The sequence below is a fragment of the Paenibacillus sp. NAIST15-1 genome (assembly GCF_001894745.1).
In the GTDB taxonomy this organism is placed as follows: Bacteria; Bacillota; Bacilli; order Paenibacillales; family Paenibacillaceae; genus Paenibacillus_B; species Paenibacillus_B suaedae.
In genome coordinates, this window is the sequence record NZ_BBYF01000002.1 from 157,858 (window position 1) to 176,134 (window position 18,277).

At 46.2% G+C, this 18,277-nt stretch carries 13 protein-coding genes; 10 read left to right on the plus strand and 3 right to left on the minus strand.

What is annotated here, in order from left to right; translation table 11 throughout:
• Positions 1–28 precede the first annotated feature (28 nt).
• Together rbsK and PBN151_RS04380 are read right to left on the minus strand one after the other, a co-directional pair.
• Complete coding sequence (rbsK, locus tag PBN151_RS04375; RefSeq protein WP_072727868.1) at positions 29–949, minus strand: ribokinase; 921 nt, start codon at positions 947–949, stop codon at positions 29–31.
• A gap of 123 nt (positions 950–1,072) precedes the next feature.
• Positions 1,073–2,335 (minus strand): CapA family protein, encoded by a 1,263-nt coding sequence (locus tag PBN151_RS04380; protein ID WP_072727869.1) that lies wholly within the window; start codon positions 2,333–2,335, stop codon positions 1,073–1,075.
• Between the two features lie 230 nt (positions 2,336–2,565).
• On the opposite strand from PBN151_RS04380, the gene PBN151_RS04385 reads away from it, so the two are divergent.
• The 8 genes from PBN151_RS04385 (at position 2,566) to PBN151_RS04420 (ending at position 11,527) form a co-directional block, all read left to right on the plus strand.
• A complete protein-coding gene (locus tag PBN151_RS04385) occupies positions 2,566–2,940 on the plus strand; it encodes a winged helix-turn-helix transcriptional regulator (RefSeq protein ID WP_021253034.1) in 375 nt (124 codons plus the stop codon).
• A 178-nt stretch (positions 2,941–3,118) separates the two neighbouring features.
• A complete protein-coding gene (locus tag PBN151_RS04390; RefSeq protein ID WP_021253033.1) occupies positions 3,119–3,979 on the plus strand; it encodes a DegV family protein in 861 nt (286 codons plus the stop codon).
• 232 nt (positions 3,980–4,211) lie between these two features.
• A complete protein-coding gene (locus PBN151_RS04395; protein WP_021253032.1) occupies positions 4,212–4,916 on the plus strand; it encodes a response regulator transcription factor in 705 nt (234 codons plus the stop codon).
• Positions 4,917–4,924: 8 nt separating this feature from the next.
• On the plus strand, positions 4,925–5,998 hold the full coding sequence (locus PBN151_RS04400; protein WP_072728486.1) for a sensor histidine kinase: 1,074 nt from the start codon (positions 4,925–4,927) through the stop codon (positions 5,996–5,998).
• A gap of 210 nt (positions 5,999–6,208) precedes the next feature.
• Complete coding sequence (locus PBN151_RS04405) at positions 6,209–6,988, plus strand: ABC transporter ATP-binding protein (RefSeq protein WP_021253030.1); 780 nt, start codon at positions 6,209–6,211, stop codon at positions 6,986–6,988.
• The gene (locus PBN151_RS04410) at positions 6,960–8,951 is read left to right on the plus strand and encodes an ABC transporter permease (protein ID WP_072727870.1); all 1,992 of its coding nucleotides are present in this window, start codon (positions 6,960–6,962) and stop codon (positions 8,949–8,951) included. The genes PBN151_RS04405 and PBN151_RS04410 overlap by 29 nt, the downstream gene beginning before the upstream one ends.
• A 153-nt stretch (positions 8,952–9,104) precedes the next feature.
• Positions 9,105–9,845 (plus strand): hypothetical protein, encoded by a 741-nt coding sequence (locus PBN151_RS04415; protein WP_072727871.1) that lies wholly within the window; start codon positions 9,105–9,107, stop codon positions 9,843–9,845.
• A 272-nt stretch (positions 9,846–10,117) separates the two neighbouring features.
• Complete coding sequence (locus tag PBN151_RS04420) at positions 10,118–11,527, plus strand: alpha-L-fucosidase (protein ID WP_072727872.1); 1,410 nt, start codon at positions 10,118–10,120, stop codon at positions 11,525–11,527.
• A gap of 159 nt (positions 11,528–11,686) precedes the next feature.
• On the opposite strand, the gene PBN151_RS04425 is transcribed toward PBN151_RS04420, so the two are convergent.
• Complete coding sequence (locus tag PBN151_RS04425) at positions 11,687–12,406, minus strand: Crp/Fnr family transcriptional regulator (RefSeq protein ID WP_021253026.1); 720 nt, start codon at positions 12,404–12,406, stop codon at positions 11,687–11,689.
• A gap of 412 nt (positions 12,407–12,818) precedes the next feature.
• On the opposite strand from PBN151_RS04425, the gene adhE reads away from it, so the two are divergent.
• Positions 12,819–15,446 carry a bifunctional acetaldehyde-CoA/alcohol dehydrogenase gene (gene adhE / locus PBN151_RS04430; RefSeq protein ID WP_065291931.1) on the plus strand — a complete coding sequence of 876 codons (2,628 nt, stop codon included), beginning with the start codon at positions 12,819–12,821 and terminating at the stop codon, positions 15,444–15,446.
• Between the two features lie 483 nt (positions 15,447–15,929).
• The gene (pflB, locus tag PBN151_RS04435; protein ID WP_072727873.1) at positions 15,930–18,197 is read left to right on the plus strand and encodes a formate C-acetyltransferase; all 2,268 of its coding nucleotides are present in this window, start codon (positions 15,930–15,932) and stop codon (positions 18,195–18,197) included.
• Positions 18,198–18,277 lie beyond the last annotated feature (80 nt).

Sequence of the window (18,277 nt, forward strand, 5' to 3'; positions counted from 1 at the left end):
ATATTGCTTCCTCCTTATAAATGGGCTATTACTCTTGGTGCTGCGCGATCCAATGCGTCAATTGCTCTCGAGTCGGCATTCCTCCCTGCGCGCCGAATACGGTTACAGACAATGCCCCTGCGGCTGTCGCGAACGGAATTGCTTCCTCCATAGAGCGGCCTTCCGCAAGCATTACGGCCAGAGCGCCGTTGAATGTGTCACCAGCTCCCGTAGTATCAACAACGTCGACCCGGTGGCTTGGACTATGGTGAAGTTGTCCCTTGGCGTCTGACCAATAGGCTCCATCAGCCCCTTTGGTTAACACGATTTTACCTGGCATCGCTTGCAGAGCAGATTGCCAATCGAAGGCGCCTGCCTGATCCGCTTGCCCGAGAAGCTCGGCAAGCTCATACTCGTTCGGCGTGAGCACAGTGACTTGGCTGAGCAATTGATGATCCAGTTCCATTGCTGGCGCTGGATTAAGGATGACAGGGATTGCTGACTCAGCCGCGATCTCGATGGCAGCTCGTACCGAAGGAAGAGGAATCTCAAGCTGCAGAACGATGATGTCCGATTGGCGAATGACATCGGCGTGTTTGCGAACTCGTTCAGCTGTTACCTGTGCATTTGCACCCGGTACAACAATAATGCGATTATCTCCATCCTTCACAATAATGGAAGCGGTTCCTGAAGATACATCACGAAGTACTTCAACAGCTTCAGTATGTATGCCTTCACGATTCAAGTTATCTAACATCATTGTGCCGAATGTGTCATTACCGACACATCCGATGAAGCTGACATCAGCCCCTAGACGTGCGCAGGCTACCGCTTGGTTGGCGCCCTTCCCTCCGTACATGGTCGCGAACGATTGACCAGTTACCGTTTCACCTTGTGCTGGCACTGTGGAGGTGACCGTTACGAGATCCATGTTCAAGCTTCCGATGATTGTTATTTTTGGCTGTGTCACATTACATCTTCCTTCCTCTTGCTTGCTGTGTATGCTGCGGCATTATGCCTTACATACAATAAGACGCGAATCCTGCGTACAGGTTCGCGTCTTATGACCGAGATGTCGGCATATCTAGCATGGTTAGCGTGTTGGCGGAGCAGTTGCGCGCCCATTTGCCTTCACTGCATCCCGTACCTGTTTGCCGTCCATTTTAACATCAAACGAGATGGATTCCAAATACTTTAATTGCTTTCGATCATAAGCCTCATCTTTCTTAATTATTTGGTCTTTATAGATGAAGTAAGGGGTGAAGTGCATTGAGATATCTCCTTGATTCAGCGTTAGATTCAACAGCCCTGTATCCGCTTTGTCTCCTCGCACATAATCTGGAAATAAGAAGTTGCCGATCGAATAAGCAATTGGCTTGCCCTTATAAAATTCGAATCCCTGCAGAACATGGACATGACTGCCGATGATGGCATCTGCACCGGCATCAATGATTTCACGCGCATAGGTACGCTGCCATGGTTCTGGACGATGACTTTTCTCAACCCCCCAATGGAGATACACAAGCAAGTAATCACAGTCTTTACGTTCTTTTTTGATAACAGGGAGAACACTTGATTTATTATACGCTTCCGCAATTCCTGGCCGCTTCTCTCCGGCGAACCAATACGTTTGAGGGATAAATCGGGAGAAGGCGAGGATCTTAATTGTTTGACCCTTAATCTTCACCGTATGCGCCCGATACGCTTCTTCTTTATTTCTTCCGCCGCCTACATAGGGGATGTCATATTGCTCCAAGTATGATAGTGTGTCGAGAAATCCCTTCTGTTTAAAATCGAGGGTATGATTGTTAGCGATCGTAACCAGATCAAACCCGGTATTTTTAATTCCTTGCAAGGATTCCGGATCGGACTTGAAATTATACAGTTGATTCGTATCCTTCTCGGTATGGTGTGTGATAGCTGTCTCCAGATTTACAACTGCAAAATCGGCGCTGCTGACCTCGTCCTTGACGTATTCAAATGGATAATCAGGTCCTTTTTTGCGAATGGTTTCCTTGACGGACCAATCCATGAGTGCATCTCCTGCAAAGACAATTCGGATGGGATCATGCGAAGGAGGCAACACAAATTTACTTGATTCGTCCTTTGCTGCAATGTTCTTCTTTTTTTGCTCGTGATTTGGCTCCAGTGGGGACGTAGGAGTCACACTTTCATTAGGTGGAGAAACCAAATCAGGCTGGTTCTCTACAGTGCGCATGGCCACTGTCAGCGCGAGCATGCAGCCAAGGCCGATAATTACCAGCAATCCCACCCCGGCTAATTGCTTCAGTTTGCGCGCCCTCTGCTTCTTTATGCGGGCATGCCGCTCTTTCCTGCTCTCGCGATATGAATTCAATGGAAGCCTCCTCAGCTCTGCAAGTACCCGATATTTTCGGATTAAATAAATAATGGATTGTAAGTTTTCACCATACTATTATAATGATCGTACGTACCAAAAAAGTTGCAGATTCTTTGCAAGTCCATTAAATTTTGTAATAAATGATGTCAGTCGCGTTTTCTTTTCGAATCAGCTATGGTAAAATAAATATGCTTACATTTTGTAAGTATAGAAGGAGGGATGAACGGATGCAATCAGATCAGTTGGGAATGTGTCCCCGATTCGAAGCGGCATTCTGCATTTTGGGAAAGCGTTGGAACGGGCTGCTTATTCAGGTGCTATTGAGCGGGCCGAAGCGCTTTAAGGATATCTCCGCACTCATTCCTACCATGAGCGACAAAATGTTGAGTGAACGCATGAAAGACATGGAAGCGGCAGGGATTGTAGTTCGTAATGTGTATCCAGAGACGCCTGTACGCATTGAATATACGCTTACGGACAAAGGATTGGCTCTTCAGCCAGTAATGGAAGCCATAGGGCAGTGGGCGGAGCAGTGGGTGAACGAATCAATCGGATGCTGCGATGAGACTAGCTCTACCTTACAGCATTCGGATCAAGAATAATGCGCAGTGGACAGCTCATCGGATGCCGAGCCTAACTTGACAGCAGGTTAGTGCTCGGCATTTTTGCTGTGTCCACAAGATTGCCTACTTTTTGACGTTGTAAACGTATGGACAAGCTCGTATAATTAAGCGGAATGAGCGATACTAACTTACTTTTACTTTAGGACAGGAGAATGACATGACCATTCACATCATTACGGACGGAAGTTCAGACTTGACTCCAGAGATCGTCCAGCAGTTCGGCATCCATGTAGTACCTCTATATGTACGTTTCGGACAAGAGGTGCTGACCTCTGATATGGATACCGCTCAATTCTATGGGCGTATGCGAGAGGAGGAGGATCTGCCGAAGACATCCAGTCCGTCGCCAGCTGATTTCTACCATATGTATCAATCGCTTGGCACTGATAAAGATATATTGGTCCTTTCCTTGACCTCTAGCTTAAGCAGCACTTACAATCATGCATTAATGGCAAAGACGATGTACGAGGAAGAAGGTCATCCGAACCGGATTGAAGTTATAGATACGAAGACAGCATCTGCTGGCCTTGGCTTGCTTGCCGTGCGTGCGGCACAGCTGGCTGGAGCGGGGAAGACACTTGATGAGGTTGCTTATACCGTGAGCCACCAAGTGAAGCACACTCGCACGTACTTCACCCTGGATACCCTCGATAATGTCATTCGTGGCGGACGCTTGGGCAAGTTCAAGGGCACGGTCGCTTCTATGTTGAACATCAAGCTGCTCATGGAGGCAAGCGAAGAGGGTTCCATAGAGGTGATGGAGAAGATACGAGGCACACAGAAAACGCTCCGCCGACTGATTGAGAAGGTTGGGGACGCATGGAACCATGTTGACAAAGAGTGGATTGCCTTTGCACATTCCAATTGTGAAGAGCGGGCCAAGGCCTTTATGAAGGAATTGCTCGACAAATATCACTTCGATCAAGTTCTGTTCGTGAATATGGGCCCAGTCATCGGCACCTATGCAGGTGAAGGCGGGGTACTCATCACGTATCAAGAACTGCCACAGACAACGTAAATATTTCCAACATATGATTTATTGAAGGAACACATCGATAAGCTCCCGTCTTAAGAAGCGGGAGCTTTGTTCTGTTGTGTTCATTGTATGGAGAGATTCAGCTCTACTGAATCTGCGTACATAGGCATTCAGGTGGATAGTTCGTTTCTAGATTAAAAGAAGTTTATGTTATGATGGAAACAAGAAAGCAACAAAATAGATAGAAGTACGTTCGCGAACTGGGGGTATTGTTATGTATACAATTATGATCGTGGAAGATGATGATAAGATTGCATCGATCTTGCAGTCTTCTCTTGAAAAATACAATTACAATGTAGCTCGTGCGACAAAATTCAGCCAATTAAAGGATGAAATGCTGGAAATCAATCCAGATTTAATTTTGCTTGATATCCATTTGCCGGCCTTCGATGGTTTCTATTGGTGTCGACAATTCCGCAGTGAGACGAATGTACCCATCATATTCGTCTCAGCACGTACGGGAGAAATGGATCAAGTAATGGCGATTGAAAATGGCGGCGATGACTTTATTACGAAGCCATTCCATCTCGACGTCCTTCTAGCCAAAGTAAAAGGAGTTCTGCGCCGAACCTATGGGGAATACGCAGCTAATGGTGGGGGCAATGGTGAAGAGCTGATTGTCCAAGGCTTAACACTGCACCGGGCGAAGAACACCCTTGAATGGTCAGGCAAGCGTGTGGACTTGACGAAGAATGAGGCTCTTCTCGTTGCTTGCCTTATGGAACGGATTGGCTATATCGTATCTCGAGAGACATTGCTGGAGACGTTATGGGATGATGTGGACTTCGTCGATGACAATACGCTAACCGTGAATGTTACCCGCGTTCGCAAGAAGATGGAGGAGATTGGAATTGCGAAGGCAATAGAGACAGTGCGAGGCCAAGGGTATCGCATGTCAGCTACATGGGTGAATGAATGAAGCCGGGAATGACCTTTCTCCAATATGTAAGAGACCGAACTGTAATTATCTTAACGTGCTTCTTAGCGATAGCGATTGCATTGCTTGTTGTGTGGCTAGATCTTAGCATTGGGCAGCGATTTGCTGCGAAGGAAAGTCTCATCTATATCTTCATACTTGCTGTGTTCATTCTTATGATTGGTTTAGTCTATGATTATACGAATCAACGGCGCTGGTACAAGGAAATGTACAATGCAGAGACGAATGCAAGTGATAGTGACTTCACGCTTTGTTTGCAGCATCCAAGCACATTAGAGCAGAGACGAATGCATGCGCTTCTATCACGTCAATATCGCTCATTTATGAACGAACTGCTTACGATGCGGAAAGACCGAGAGAAGCATGTTCACTTCACGAACCAATGGGTTCATCATATGAAGACTCCGGTGTCTGTTATTCATTTGCTTACACAGCAGCCAGTATATGAGCTTGATCAGTCTCAGATTGAGTCGCTGCTGCGGAGTGTGAGTGAAGAGGCTGATCGTCTTACGAGAGGTCTGGACATGATGCTGAGTACGGCACGACTGGACAAGTTCGAGCTGGATCTTCATGTTGGGGGATTGAATCTAAAGCAGGTCATCCGGCAGGTTGTGAATGAGAATAAAAAATCGCTGATTAAGCATAAAATTTTCCCGAAGATTGAAGCCGATGATGTGATTGTCGATAGTGATGAGAAATGGTTGAACTTCGTCTTAACACAGCTTGTAACGAATTCGATTAAATATATGAGGGACAAAGAGGGCTCCAAATCGTTAATGTTTAAGGTGGAGCGGGAAGGTGACTCAATACTCCTGCATGTTCAAGACGAAGGAATTGGTATTGCTCCTGAGGATTTGCCGCGTGTATTTGATGCATTCTTCACCGGTCAGAATGGCCGTAAGGAAGGGGATGCAACCGGTATGGGACTCTACTTGGTTAGACAAGTTTGCGCCAAGCTGGGACACACAATCAGTATTGCATCGAAGCTGAATGAAGGCACGACAGTAACGATAAAGTTCGAGTCTAGAGCTATGCACCATCAGTTGCTGGAGCGATTGCACTAAGTACATGACCCGATGAACAAACGCTTACCCTGAAGCCCTTTTCCATGAGGAAGAGGGCTATTGTTATAGGATCAGGCGAATGTGACAACTTTGTAAGGTGGTAGAGGGGATTGAAAGCCAATTCGATGTTGGCAGGAAGAAGGGAAAGGGTATACTGTGTGTATACATGAGGATTCTGGAGCGTAAGCAAGGAGGAAGGGGCGGACACCTATGCCTGTATTAGAAGCTAAGCAATTATCCAAAGTATATGGAACACGAGGAAACATGACCTATACGGCTCTTCAAGATATCAATCTAACGATCGATGAAGGGGAATTTGTTGGGATTATGGGGCCATCAGGCAGTGGCAAGACGACACTGTTGAACATATTAGCTACGATAGACAAGCAAACTTCTGGAGATGTGTTTATTAACGGGACGGATCCGGCGAAGCTGAGCAATCGGAAGTTGGCCTATTTTCGTAGAAGAGAACTCGGTTATGTCTTCCAAGACTTCAATCTGCTGGATACGTTAAGTATTCGGGAGAATATTATATTGCCGCTTGCTCTTGACGGCATCTCGGCTAGAGAGATTGAGCGCAGACTGTTGGAAACGGCGAGCTGGCTTGGCATTGATCATATATTGGATAAGCGTACTTATGAAATTTCAGGTGGTCAGAAGCAGCGGACGGCGATTGCACGAGCAGTCATTCATCAGCCATCTCTGCTTCTCGCGGATGAGCTGACAGGAAACTTAGATTCCAAGGCTGCGAAGGATGTTATGACTGCGCTCGAAGATTTGAATGAGCGATCGAATCGGACCATATTGATGGTCACGCATGATGCTTTTGCGGCGAGTTATTGCAAACGAATCTTATTCATTAAGGACGGCAGATTGTTCTCCGAACTGCGACGTGGTGCCAATCGACAGATTTTCTTCCAGCACATCTTAGACTCGCTAAGCTTGCTAGGAGGGAACTTCGATGACATTCCGACAGCTCGCTACAAGTAATATCAAGGGGAATTGGCATCGATACAGCGCTTATTTTTTGAGCAGTGTTTTCGCGGTAATGATTTTCTTTATGTATGCAGCATTTATTTACCATCCTGACGTAGTTAATGGACAAGTGCCTGGTGGACATCGAATTCGAGAAGTAATGATGATGTGCGAGTATTTGATCATCATCTTCTCTTTTTTCTTTACGTTATACTCAAGCTCTGCATTTTTGAAATCCAGACAGCAGGAATTCGGTTTACTCACTCTGTTCGGAATGACCAAGCTGCAGTTACGAAGACTCGTATTTTATGAGAACATGATTATTTCCATCCTAGCCATTGCAGTAGGAATGGGAATCGGCGCCTTTATGACGAAGCTGTTTTTGATGGCTTTATCCCACATACTGGCTGTCGATACCCCGATTACTTTTTATATTGTTCCGAAAGCGATTCTACTGACATCGGCAGGTTACTTGATTTTGTTTACGTGTATTACCGTGTATTCATTGAGAAAAGTAGGGCGCAGTCAAATTGTTGAGCTCATACGGGCGCACAAAGAGCCGAAATCACCGCCTAAATTCTCATGGGTGCTCGTCATTCTCTCTGTATTTTCGCTAGCGCTGGGATATAGTCTGGCTTATGTTACAACTATACAGTTGTTCGGCCTAACCGCGTTACCGATATTAGGATTCACGGTGCTGGGCACCTATTTCTTCTACACGCAGTTCAGTGTAGCCATTATCCGCATACTGCAGCGAAATAAGCGCGTCTATTATCGAAGAACCAATTTGTTGAATATCTCACAAGCAGCATTCAAGCTGAAGGATAATGCCCGTGTGCTGTTCAATGTATCCATTTTGTGTGCAGTAGTGTTGACAGCTACCGCAAGCTTTTATGCGTTCGATCAGACAATGAAGCGGCAGCAGTTGAATGATATGCCGCAAAGCTACGTCATTACCTGGACGAAGGACAGACAGCAACCGATCAAACCAGAAATGATAAAGGCTTGGGGGGACAGCACAAAGAACGAGATAGAACAAGATGCTGACTTCAGGTATGTTGAAGTGTATTATACGCAAGAGTTGTCTGAGAACTATGGAGCTATGGTTAGTGTGTCTGATTATAATCGGATCATTGCAATGGATGGGGGACAACCCCTTTCCCTTATGAACAATGAGATGGTTCTTGTTCTTCGTAAGCCCCTGAATGTGGATGAACCAAGTGATTCGAAACTATATTTGGGATATCCAGGGCCTGTAACGATCATGATTCGTGAAACGTCTGCAAAGGTATCGGGGCATATTCGTGATACGTATACAAAGGTATCCGGGCATATTCGGGAAAAGACCACAAGAAATGTAATCAATTCAGGCGTAGGCGTTTACAATGTGTTAGTCGTTAGCGATGATTTGTTTGCCCCATTTTTCGATAAGGCGCCGGCTGACCGAGCTCGATATGGACATGCATTCAATTGGTCGGATTGGGAGTATTCCTTGGCCTTAGACAAAAAGATCCGGGAGCACGTGTCGTTTAACGAAGAGGAAGATGACAGTATCAGAATCTCAAGCAGGGTGTATGATTGGAGCAGCACGAACCAAGTGTCCTCTCTAGGGATGTTCATCGGATTGTTTATTAGTTTGTTATTTTTTATCGCGAGCGGAAGTGTCATCTACTTCAAATTGTTCACCGAACTGCAGGATGATCAGGCATACTTCAAGGGGTTAACGCGAATTGGTTTGTCGATTGCGGAAATCCGTCGTGTTGTTACGTTCCAAGTAGGACTTATCTTCTTCGCACCATGCATGGTAGGGAGCGTTCATACATTGTTCGCCTTGAAGACACTGAGCAACCTGGTTAATTCGAACATGATGGGGTATGCATTGACAGTCGTGAGCATGTTCGTTGTGATGCAGGCGCTCTTCTTCTTCGCTGCACGAAAAACCTATATGAGGAAAATATTGGAGGAAGTAGTTGTATAAATAAGGGCCAACTCTCGTATTTATGTCGAACGAGTTGTAAATCCGACGGATTTTGTTACGGGATTGATACGATTTCTTGCTCATCTTATTGCATAATAGACTAAGAAACCTGTATGTTTATAGGTAGAGAAGGCAAGAAAGTGAGTTGACGTAATGAAAAGACGATGGCTACGCATTCGCAACTACGCCGAACACTCCAAAGTTCTTGTTGTACTGATGTTGTTGATATGCATAATCACTGCTTGCTCCAAGACAACTGAGCAGGAGCAGCAGGCAGAAGAGCAATCTAGTCCGGCTTCGAAGGTGACAGTTACTATCGAGGGCGGTTCCTATATACCGAACTTGTCAGAACGCATTGAAATTGATTGGAAGTCAGGCATGACCGTTACCGATTCCTTGAAGCAGACAGGAATTGTAAAGATCTCTGAAGAGGATGGTGTGATCATGTCCGTCGGAGATGTTGCCCTGGATACGAAGATGGGATGGGGCATCGTGGTCAATGATGAAGAACTTAGGCAACCTGCAGCGATGGAGAAGATCGTTGGCCCCGGTGATACAGTTGTTGTGTTTGTGAAGCGAATGGATGTCAAGACGAATTCCCTGCCTGCTGCAGGACTGACATTGAGTATCGACGGAGGCACTACGATCCCAGAAATGACCAATACCTATGTGGTCAGCTGGAAAGAGAATATGAATGTAAACGATTTAATTGATGAGTTTGCACAAATCTCCTTGTCAGATGACGGCAAGCAAGTGCTGCACATCGGTCAGCGGAAAATGGAAAAAACGATAGACTTTGCCTTAAAGGTAAATGGGAAGAAGATGACGGTGGTCGAGGGACGGAAGCTTGTTCTGAAGCCAGAGGACCAGATTGAATTCATCATCACTCCATAAATGATGCATATCCATACAGTCCTCAATGTGAGCGCGGGACGCGCGTCTCATGTTGGGGGCTTTTTTGCGTTGAGATGCATGATGTGCACGATCCTTGACAAAGACATCATTTATAGAATTTTCCGCTCGTTTATTCATTTTCCCCGCAAATTTCTTGTGTCCTTGTTTTTGTATTGCAGATTGAGAGCGGTTTCTGGTTAACTAGAAATAGATATTTTTGTTAGTACAATGGTTCGATTTCATCAATGAACAGACAGAGGAGGATAAGCGAGATGAGTGAAACCATTCAGCAACAGGCAGAACAACGTGAGGATGAGCAGATCGTTCAGCAAGGGGTACATAACTTCAGTGCGGAGGACGAATGGGTGAAGCCAGATCGCCCTGAGTTGCTTGAACAGCTGGAATGGTTCAAGGATCAGAAGCTGGGCTTAATGATGCATTGGGGAACCTATTCCCAGCTCGGTATCGTAGAGTCGTGGGCGCTTAGTGATGTCGATGAAGAGTGGTCGCGAGATAGTGTGGATTGGGATTATGATGCCGAAGAGCTGAAGCAGCAATACTTCGATCTAAATAAGACATTTAATCCGCTGCGCTTTCAGCCTGAATTATGGGCGGATCTTGCTGTTGAAGGCGGCTTCAAGTATTTGATTTTTACGACGAAGCATCATGATGGTTTTTGCATGTGGGACACAAAAACAACAGACTATCGGATAACGGGTGCACAGACGCCATTCCATACCCATAAGTACGCAGATGTATGTAGGCATCTTTTTGATGCATTCCGTGACAGAGGATTGGCGATTGCAGCCTATTTCTCTAAGGCAGATTGGCATACACCTACCTATTGGGCACCAGGGATGGAGCGAAGCAACCCAACGTGGCGGGGCCCGTCCTATAATCCACAGGAGTATCCTGAATTGTGGGAGCAGTTCGTTCAGTTTACTCATGAACAGATCATGGAGCTGTTAACAGACTACGGGCGTATCGATGTATTGTGGTTGGATGCTGGCTGGGTATGCAAGGAGAGCCGTGTATCTCAGGATATCCGTCTCGGAGAAGTCGTGGAGAAGGCTAGAGAGAAGCAGCCATGGCTGCTATCTGCCGACCGTACGGTTGGAGGACCATATGAGAACATTATTACGCCGGAACAGACGATTCCAAGTGAAGCGATGAATGTACCATGGGAAAGCTGCATTACGATGGGAACATCCTTCTCCTTCCGTTTTGAGGACAAGTACAAGACAACCCGACAGCTTGTTCATATTCTGATGGAGGTAGTCGCCAAGGGAGGAAATCTGGCTCTAAATGTTGGGCCACAGCCTGATGGTCGGATTCCTGAGGGTGCGATTGCTCGCATCAAGGAACTTGGCGCGTGGATGGGCACCTATGGGGAAGCCGTCTATGGAACGCGCATCTGCGCTCCTTACTTTACACAGCGCTGCGCCTTTACACGCAAGGACGATACGGTATATTGCACGTATTTATATCCGTCTGAGGATACTAATGTTAACGATAACATCATTCTTCCGTATACAGACAAGGTAACGGCAATTCATTTGGTAGGGACAGAGGAGAAGCTTCCGTTCCATTCTGACGAAGCAGGATTGCATGTAAAGCTGCCCGCACATGAAGTAGGGGGCAAGGCACCAATTGCACATGTTTTCCGTCTCACAGCCAATTAAGTGTATTAGAAGATCAGTGAGGTAAGTACAGTGGGTAGGGAGTAGAATGGAATGGACATGTTCCTTATTCATACCGGGAAACCGTTAGCAGTACCCTATCTGTAGAGGTAAACAGAAGTAAGGCCCTCATGCCATGAACTTGCATGAGGGCGTTTTGTATTAGATGCGGCAAATTTCATTCGGGCACATTTCACAATGACATACTTCCCGCAGGTGTTCTAATTCGCGAATGACAATCATACCATTCTCATATTCAATAACATCGCGTTTGCGAAGATCGCTTAACATACGATTGACGCTCTCACGAGTAGCGCCGATCATATTCGATAGATCGGTATGTGTAATTTTTTTGTTGATCAGGAGACCGCCGTCTTCTAATTCTTCACCGTAAGTATTGGACAATCTGATGAGAGTGGAGCATAGCGCGCCAGGTTTACCATACATCATTAGATCGCGGAACTTGGTCTGAGTCAGTCGGTGATGGATACCCATCCACTTCATGAAATCAATTGAGAAGTCGCAGTGCTGGCATATGAGAATCTCAATATCCTTCTGCTCAATAAGCAATACCTCAGCTTCTTCAAGGACTTCCGCTGTGAAAGTGTGCTTTGTACTATGGAATGGATCAACTTGGCCGACCAAATCCCCAGCTTGATACATGTACAGGATTAGCTCTTTGCCTTCATCCGTAGACTTTGTGATTTTTACACGTCCGCTCTTCAGGAGGAACAGCTTATCAGATAGATCTCCTTCCCAGAAGAGATGAGAGCTGTCAGGATAGGTACGTTCTTTACCGATATTGATTAATCGTTCTACATTCTGTTCTGAGAAACAAGAGGTATTGCAGGGCTCTCCAAATTTGTCGGTGATGTTAGTCACTCTGTTCCCCTCCAATTTACATATTTCAAATTTTAGTAATTTTGACCCAAAGAATTCCATGTGACAAGTTTCACTATATGAATACGTATTACTATCATGGATGTTCCGCACGCAGTTGTCAATTTATTTACGATTAAAATTATTTACAGTTTGGTTAAATCGAGTGATTAATATCACGCCAATCAAATAAAATCGGGGAGAAATAAAAAAATAAGCAAAATCAATCAATGTTGTGAAAATAATCACATACCAATACGAAAAAGATGGGTACAATGAAAGTGTGAAATGATTCACAAACAATTGTGTCCAACACGAACCTCAGAAAAGGACCGTAACAGAACAGCAGACACACCGTATAGAGAACCCCTTTCTTAGGTTCATTGCAAGGTATCCATGAATGGAGGCGGAGAGAATGGCGACAAAACAAGAAACGAAACCAACTGTAGAGAAAAAAACGGAGCAAGTCGATGTTACGAAGCACATTCAGCAACTGATTGACCGCGCGAATAAGGCGCAGGAAGCATTTATGGACATGAACCAAGAGCAGATCGACAAGGTCGTACAGCAAATGGCACTCGCTGGCTTGGATAAGCATATGATGCTTGCCAAGATGGCTGTTGAAGAAACGGGCCGCGGTGTGTATGAAGATAAAATTACGAAAAACATTTTCGCAACTGAATATATCCACAACTATATCAAGTATGACAAAACGGTAGGTGTCATCGAGGACAATCCGCAGGGCGCTTATATGAAGATTGCGGAACCGGTTGGAATTGTCATGGGGATTACGCCGGTAACGAACCCAACTTCAACAACCATGTTCAAGGCGCTCATCGCGATAAAGACACGCAACCCGATTATTTTCGGCTTCCATCCATCCGCTCAGAAATGCAGTGCGGAAGCAGCTCGCATCCTGCATGAGGCAGCTGTGAAATATGGTGCTCCTGAGCATTGTATCCAATGGATTGAGTATCCGTCGATGGATGCGACTAACGGCTTGATGAACCACCCTGATGTGGCGCTAATCCTGGCGACAGGCGGTGCTGGTATGGTTCGCTCCGCTTATAGCTGCGGCAAGCCTGCCTTAGGCGTTGGCCCAGGCAACGTTCCATGCTTCATCGAGAAGACGGCAGATCTGAATCAAGCGGTAACAGATTTGATTCTGTCCAAGACGTTCGATAATGGCATGATCTGCGCATCCGAGCAAGCTGTCATCATTGAAGAGCCGATTTACGCGCAAACGAAGAAAATGATGACCGCTCAGGGCTGCTACTTCTTGAACAAGGAAGAGACCGGCAAGCTCCAAGCGATGGCAATGAAGACAGACACCTGTGCGGTGAATCCGAACATCGTGGGCCAATCTGCAAAGAAAATTGCTGAGATGGCCGGACTTCAAGTACCAGATACAACGAAAATACTTGTAGCTGAGCTGGATGGTGTGGGGCCGAAGTTCCCACTGTCTGCAGAGAAGCTGAGCCCCGTGCTTGCTTGCTACAAGGTGAAGACCGCAGAAGAAGGCGTTGACCGCGCGGCTGAAATCGTGGCCTTTGGCGGCATGGGTCACTCTTCGGTCATCCACTCGAATGATGACGAGGTAATTCGTAAGTTCGCCGACCGTCTGCAAACAGGCCGCATTCTGGTCAACTCTCCTTCTACTCATGGCGCGATTGGAGACTTGTACAACACCAATATTCCTTCGTTGACACTTGGCTGCGGATCGTATGGCCGCAACTCAACTTCTTCGAACGTAACAGCGGTCAATTTGCTGAATATTAAACGGGTGGCGAAGCGTACAGTGAATATGCAATGGTTCAAGGTGCCAAATAAGATTTACTTCGAGAAGGGTGCAACGCAATACTTAGCGAAGATGCCGGATATTAGCCGTGTCATGATTGTTACCGACCCAATGATGGTGAAGTTGGGCTACGTGGAGAAGCTGGAATACTATTTGCGTCAACGCCGCAACCCAGTCGTCATTGAAGTGTTCTCGGATGTCGAGCCAGATCCTTCGACGAAGACAGTGGAACGCGGTACAGAAATGATGCTCAGCTTCGAGCCAGACTGCATTATCGCCTTGGGCGGCGGATCGCCGATGGATGCAGCGAAGGGCATGTGGCTGTTCTACGAACATCCAGATGCTGAATTCGATAACCTGAAGCAGAAGTTCTTAGACATCCGCAAGCGTACATTCAAGTATCCACGTCTTGGCCAGAAGGCGAAGTTCGTCGCAATTCCAACGACTTCGGGTACTGGTTCGGAAGTAACCTCGTTCGCGGTTATTACGGATAAGGAAAAAGGCAATACGAAATATCCGCTAGCTGATTATGAGCTGACGCCGGACGTAGCGATTATTGACCCAGAGTTCGTGTACAGCTTGCCGAAGACGGCAGTTGCTGATACGGGAATGGACGTTTTGACGCACGCGATTGAAGCGTATGTATCGGTAATGGCAAGCGACTATACTGATGGTCTGGCAATTAAGGCCATTCAGCTCGTGTTCGAGAACTTGGTGAAATCTCATCATGAAGCATGTCCGAAAGCGCGCGAGAAAATGCACAACGCATCGACACTTGCTGGTATGGCATTCGCGAATGCGTTCCTAGGCATCAACCACAGCTTGGCGCATAAATGGGGGGCGCAATACCATACTGCACATGGTCGCACGAATGCGATTCTCATGCCTCATGTCATTCGCTACAATGCGAAGAAACCAACGAAGTACGCTTCGTTCCCGAAATACGACCACTTCGTAGCAGATGAGCGCTACGCGGAAATTGCACGCATCCTCGGTCTTCCATGCCGTACAACGGAAGAGGGCGTGAACAGCCTTATCAACGCAATTCGGGAATTGAACCGCGAACTGGGTATTCCAGAATCGTTCCAAGCAATTGGCTTCGATGCCAAGGACTTCGAATCCAATGTTGATTACTTGGCAGACCGCGCCTTTGAAGACCAATGTACAACAGCGAATCCGAAGCTTCCACTCGTAACAGAGTTGGCTGATGTATATCGGAACGCATTCTATGGACGATTTGAATAAGCAAGAATGATACGATAGCAGGGCAGTGGGGGAGATCTTCCCCGCTGTCTTTGCTGTTTATCAACAACTGAACTCATTGCTTATAAAGCGGTAAACGAGTGCTAAGCACTTGCAAAAAGCAGGGCAGCAGTGGAGATTACAACATTTTGAATTATATGATGTGAAAAAAATCATTTGTCTAGCTTATATTGTGATAAATATCACATAATTGAAAGTGTGAAAAGAGGTACAATGAAGGCGTAGCAAGGGAGGAACGAAAAAGGTTCAGAATTCGCCTCTAAAAAACTTGCTGCATAGCCTCACTCGGCATTACGAAAAGGCAGCTATCGAACGAATGCGAAAGATAAGATAACCGCCTTGCAGCCTTTTTCGTGAAAATCATCACAAGCAATGTGAAATGGGAACGAGAACATCTTGCTGGGTGTGTGCTTTCAATTCGATTACAACACATACAGAAAAACAAACATGTATGGAGGGATTACGATGTCGGTGATGGAAAAGAACATGACAGAAACAAATGAAATGAATTCTTGGCGTGGATTCAAAGCAGGCAAATGGCAAACTCACGTGGATGTCCCGAACTTCTTGGACGGACACATCAAGCCTTACTTGGGCGATGAAGCATTCTTGGCAGGTCCAACGCAAAACACGAAGGATCTATGGGATATCGTGAGCCAGCTCTCCAAAGAAGAACGTGAACGCGGTGGTGTATGGGATGTTGATGTTAACACGCCTTCAACGATCGTATCGCACAAACCGGGATATTTAGATAAAGAAAAAGAAAAAGTAGTAGGTGTACAAACGGATGCTCCGTTCCGCCGCTCCATTCAACCATTTGGCGGTATTAAGATGATGATCGATGCTTGTAAAGCATACGGCTTCGAAATGCCGGAAGATGTTATCAAAATTTTCACAGACATTCGCAAAACACACAACCAAGGCGTATTCGATGCTTATACATCCGACATGCGCATGGCGCGTAAAGCTGGTATTATCACAGGCTTGCCAGATGCTTACGGCCGCGGCCGCATCATCGGTGACTACCGCCGTGTAGCGCTGTACGGTATAGACTTCTTGATTAAACAAAAGAAAAACGATCTGAATAATCTTGAGCTGGATGCAATGGATGAAGTTACTATCCGTGACCGTGAAGAAATTTCAGAACAAATTCGCGCACTCGCTGAATTGAAAGAAATGGCTGCAATGCACGGTATGGACATTTCGAAACCAGCTGTCAACGCACAAGAGGCGTTCCAATGGGTATACTTCGGTTACTTGGCAGCCATCAAAGAACAGAACGGTGCAGCAATGTCCCTTGGTCGTGTATCCTCGTTCCTCGATGTGTATGTGGAACGCGATATTCAAGAAGGTACTTTGACAGAGCAAGAAGCTCAAGAATTGGTTGACCATTTCATTATGAAATTGCGTATCGTTAAATTCTTGCGCACACCTGCTTACAACGACCTGTTCAGCGGTGACCCAACTTGGGTAACAGAATCGATCGGTGGTATGGCTTCTGACGGTACAACACGTGTAACGAAGAACAGCTTCCGCTTCTTGCATTCCTTGTACAACTTGGGACCTGCTCCAGAGCCTAACTTGACTGTATTGTGGTCGACAAAGCTTCCTGAAGCGTTCAAGAAGTATTGTGCGAAAGTATCGATTGAAACAAGCTCCATTCAATATGAAAATGACGACCTGATGCGTCCAATCTACGGCGACGACTACGGTATCGCATGTTGCGTATCCGCAATGCGCATCGGTAAGCAAATGCAGTTCTTCGGCGCTCGCGCCAACTTGGCGAAATGCTTGCTGTACGCCATCAACGGCGGTAAAGATGAGAAGCTTGGCTTGCAAGTAGGTCCAGAGCTTCCTCCAATCACTAGCGATGTATTGAACTACGACGAAGTCGTGAAACGCTTCAAGCAGATGATGGAATGGCTCGCGAAGTTGTACATGAACACACTGAACGTGATTCACTTCATGCACGATAAATATTGCTATGAGCGCATTGAGATGGCGCTGCATGATAAAGAAATCTTGCGCACAATGGCTTGCGGTATTGCCGGCTTGTCGGTAGCAGCTGACTCCCTGAGTGCAATCAAATATGCTAAAGTAACACCGATTCGCAACGAAGAAGGCATCGCAGTTGACTTCCAAATCGAAGGCGAATATCCTTGCTACGGTAACAACGATGATCGCGTAGACAGCATCGCTGTAGAGCTGGTTGAATCGTTCATGAACATGATTCGCAAGCATAAAGCTTATCGTAATGCATTGCCAACACAATCGGTACTGACAATTACGTCGAACGTTGTGTACGGTAAGAAGACAGGTACAACTCCTGACGGACGTAAAGCTGGCGAACCATTCGCTCCAGGCGCGAACCCAATGCATGGCCGCGATAAGAAGGGTGCGCTCGCATCGCTTAGCTCGGTAGCGAAGCTTCCATATGAGCACAGCTTGGATGGAATCTCGAATACATTCTCTATCGTGCCTAAGGCGCTTGGTAAAGAACTTGATGTTCGCAAATCCAATCTCGTATCGATGATGGATGGATACTTCGGCAGCAATGCGCACCATTTGAACGTTAACGTGTTCGACCGTGAACAGCTGATGGACGCGATGGAACATCCAGAGAACTACCCTCAATTGACAATTCGCGTATCGGGTTATGCAGTTAACTTCATCAAACTGACTCGCGAGCAGCAATTGGATGTAATCAACCGCACATTCCATGGTTCGATGTAAGAACCTTCTGTACGGTTGAAATCGAAGTAAGTTGAGCAATGTAAAGGATATACTCGATATTTGATAAGTAAAGGGGCGCA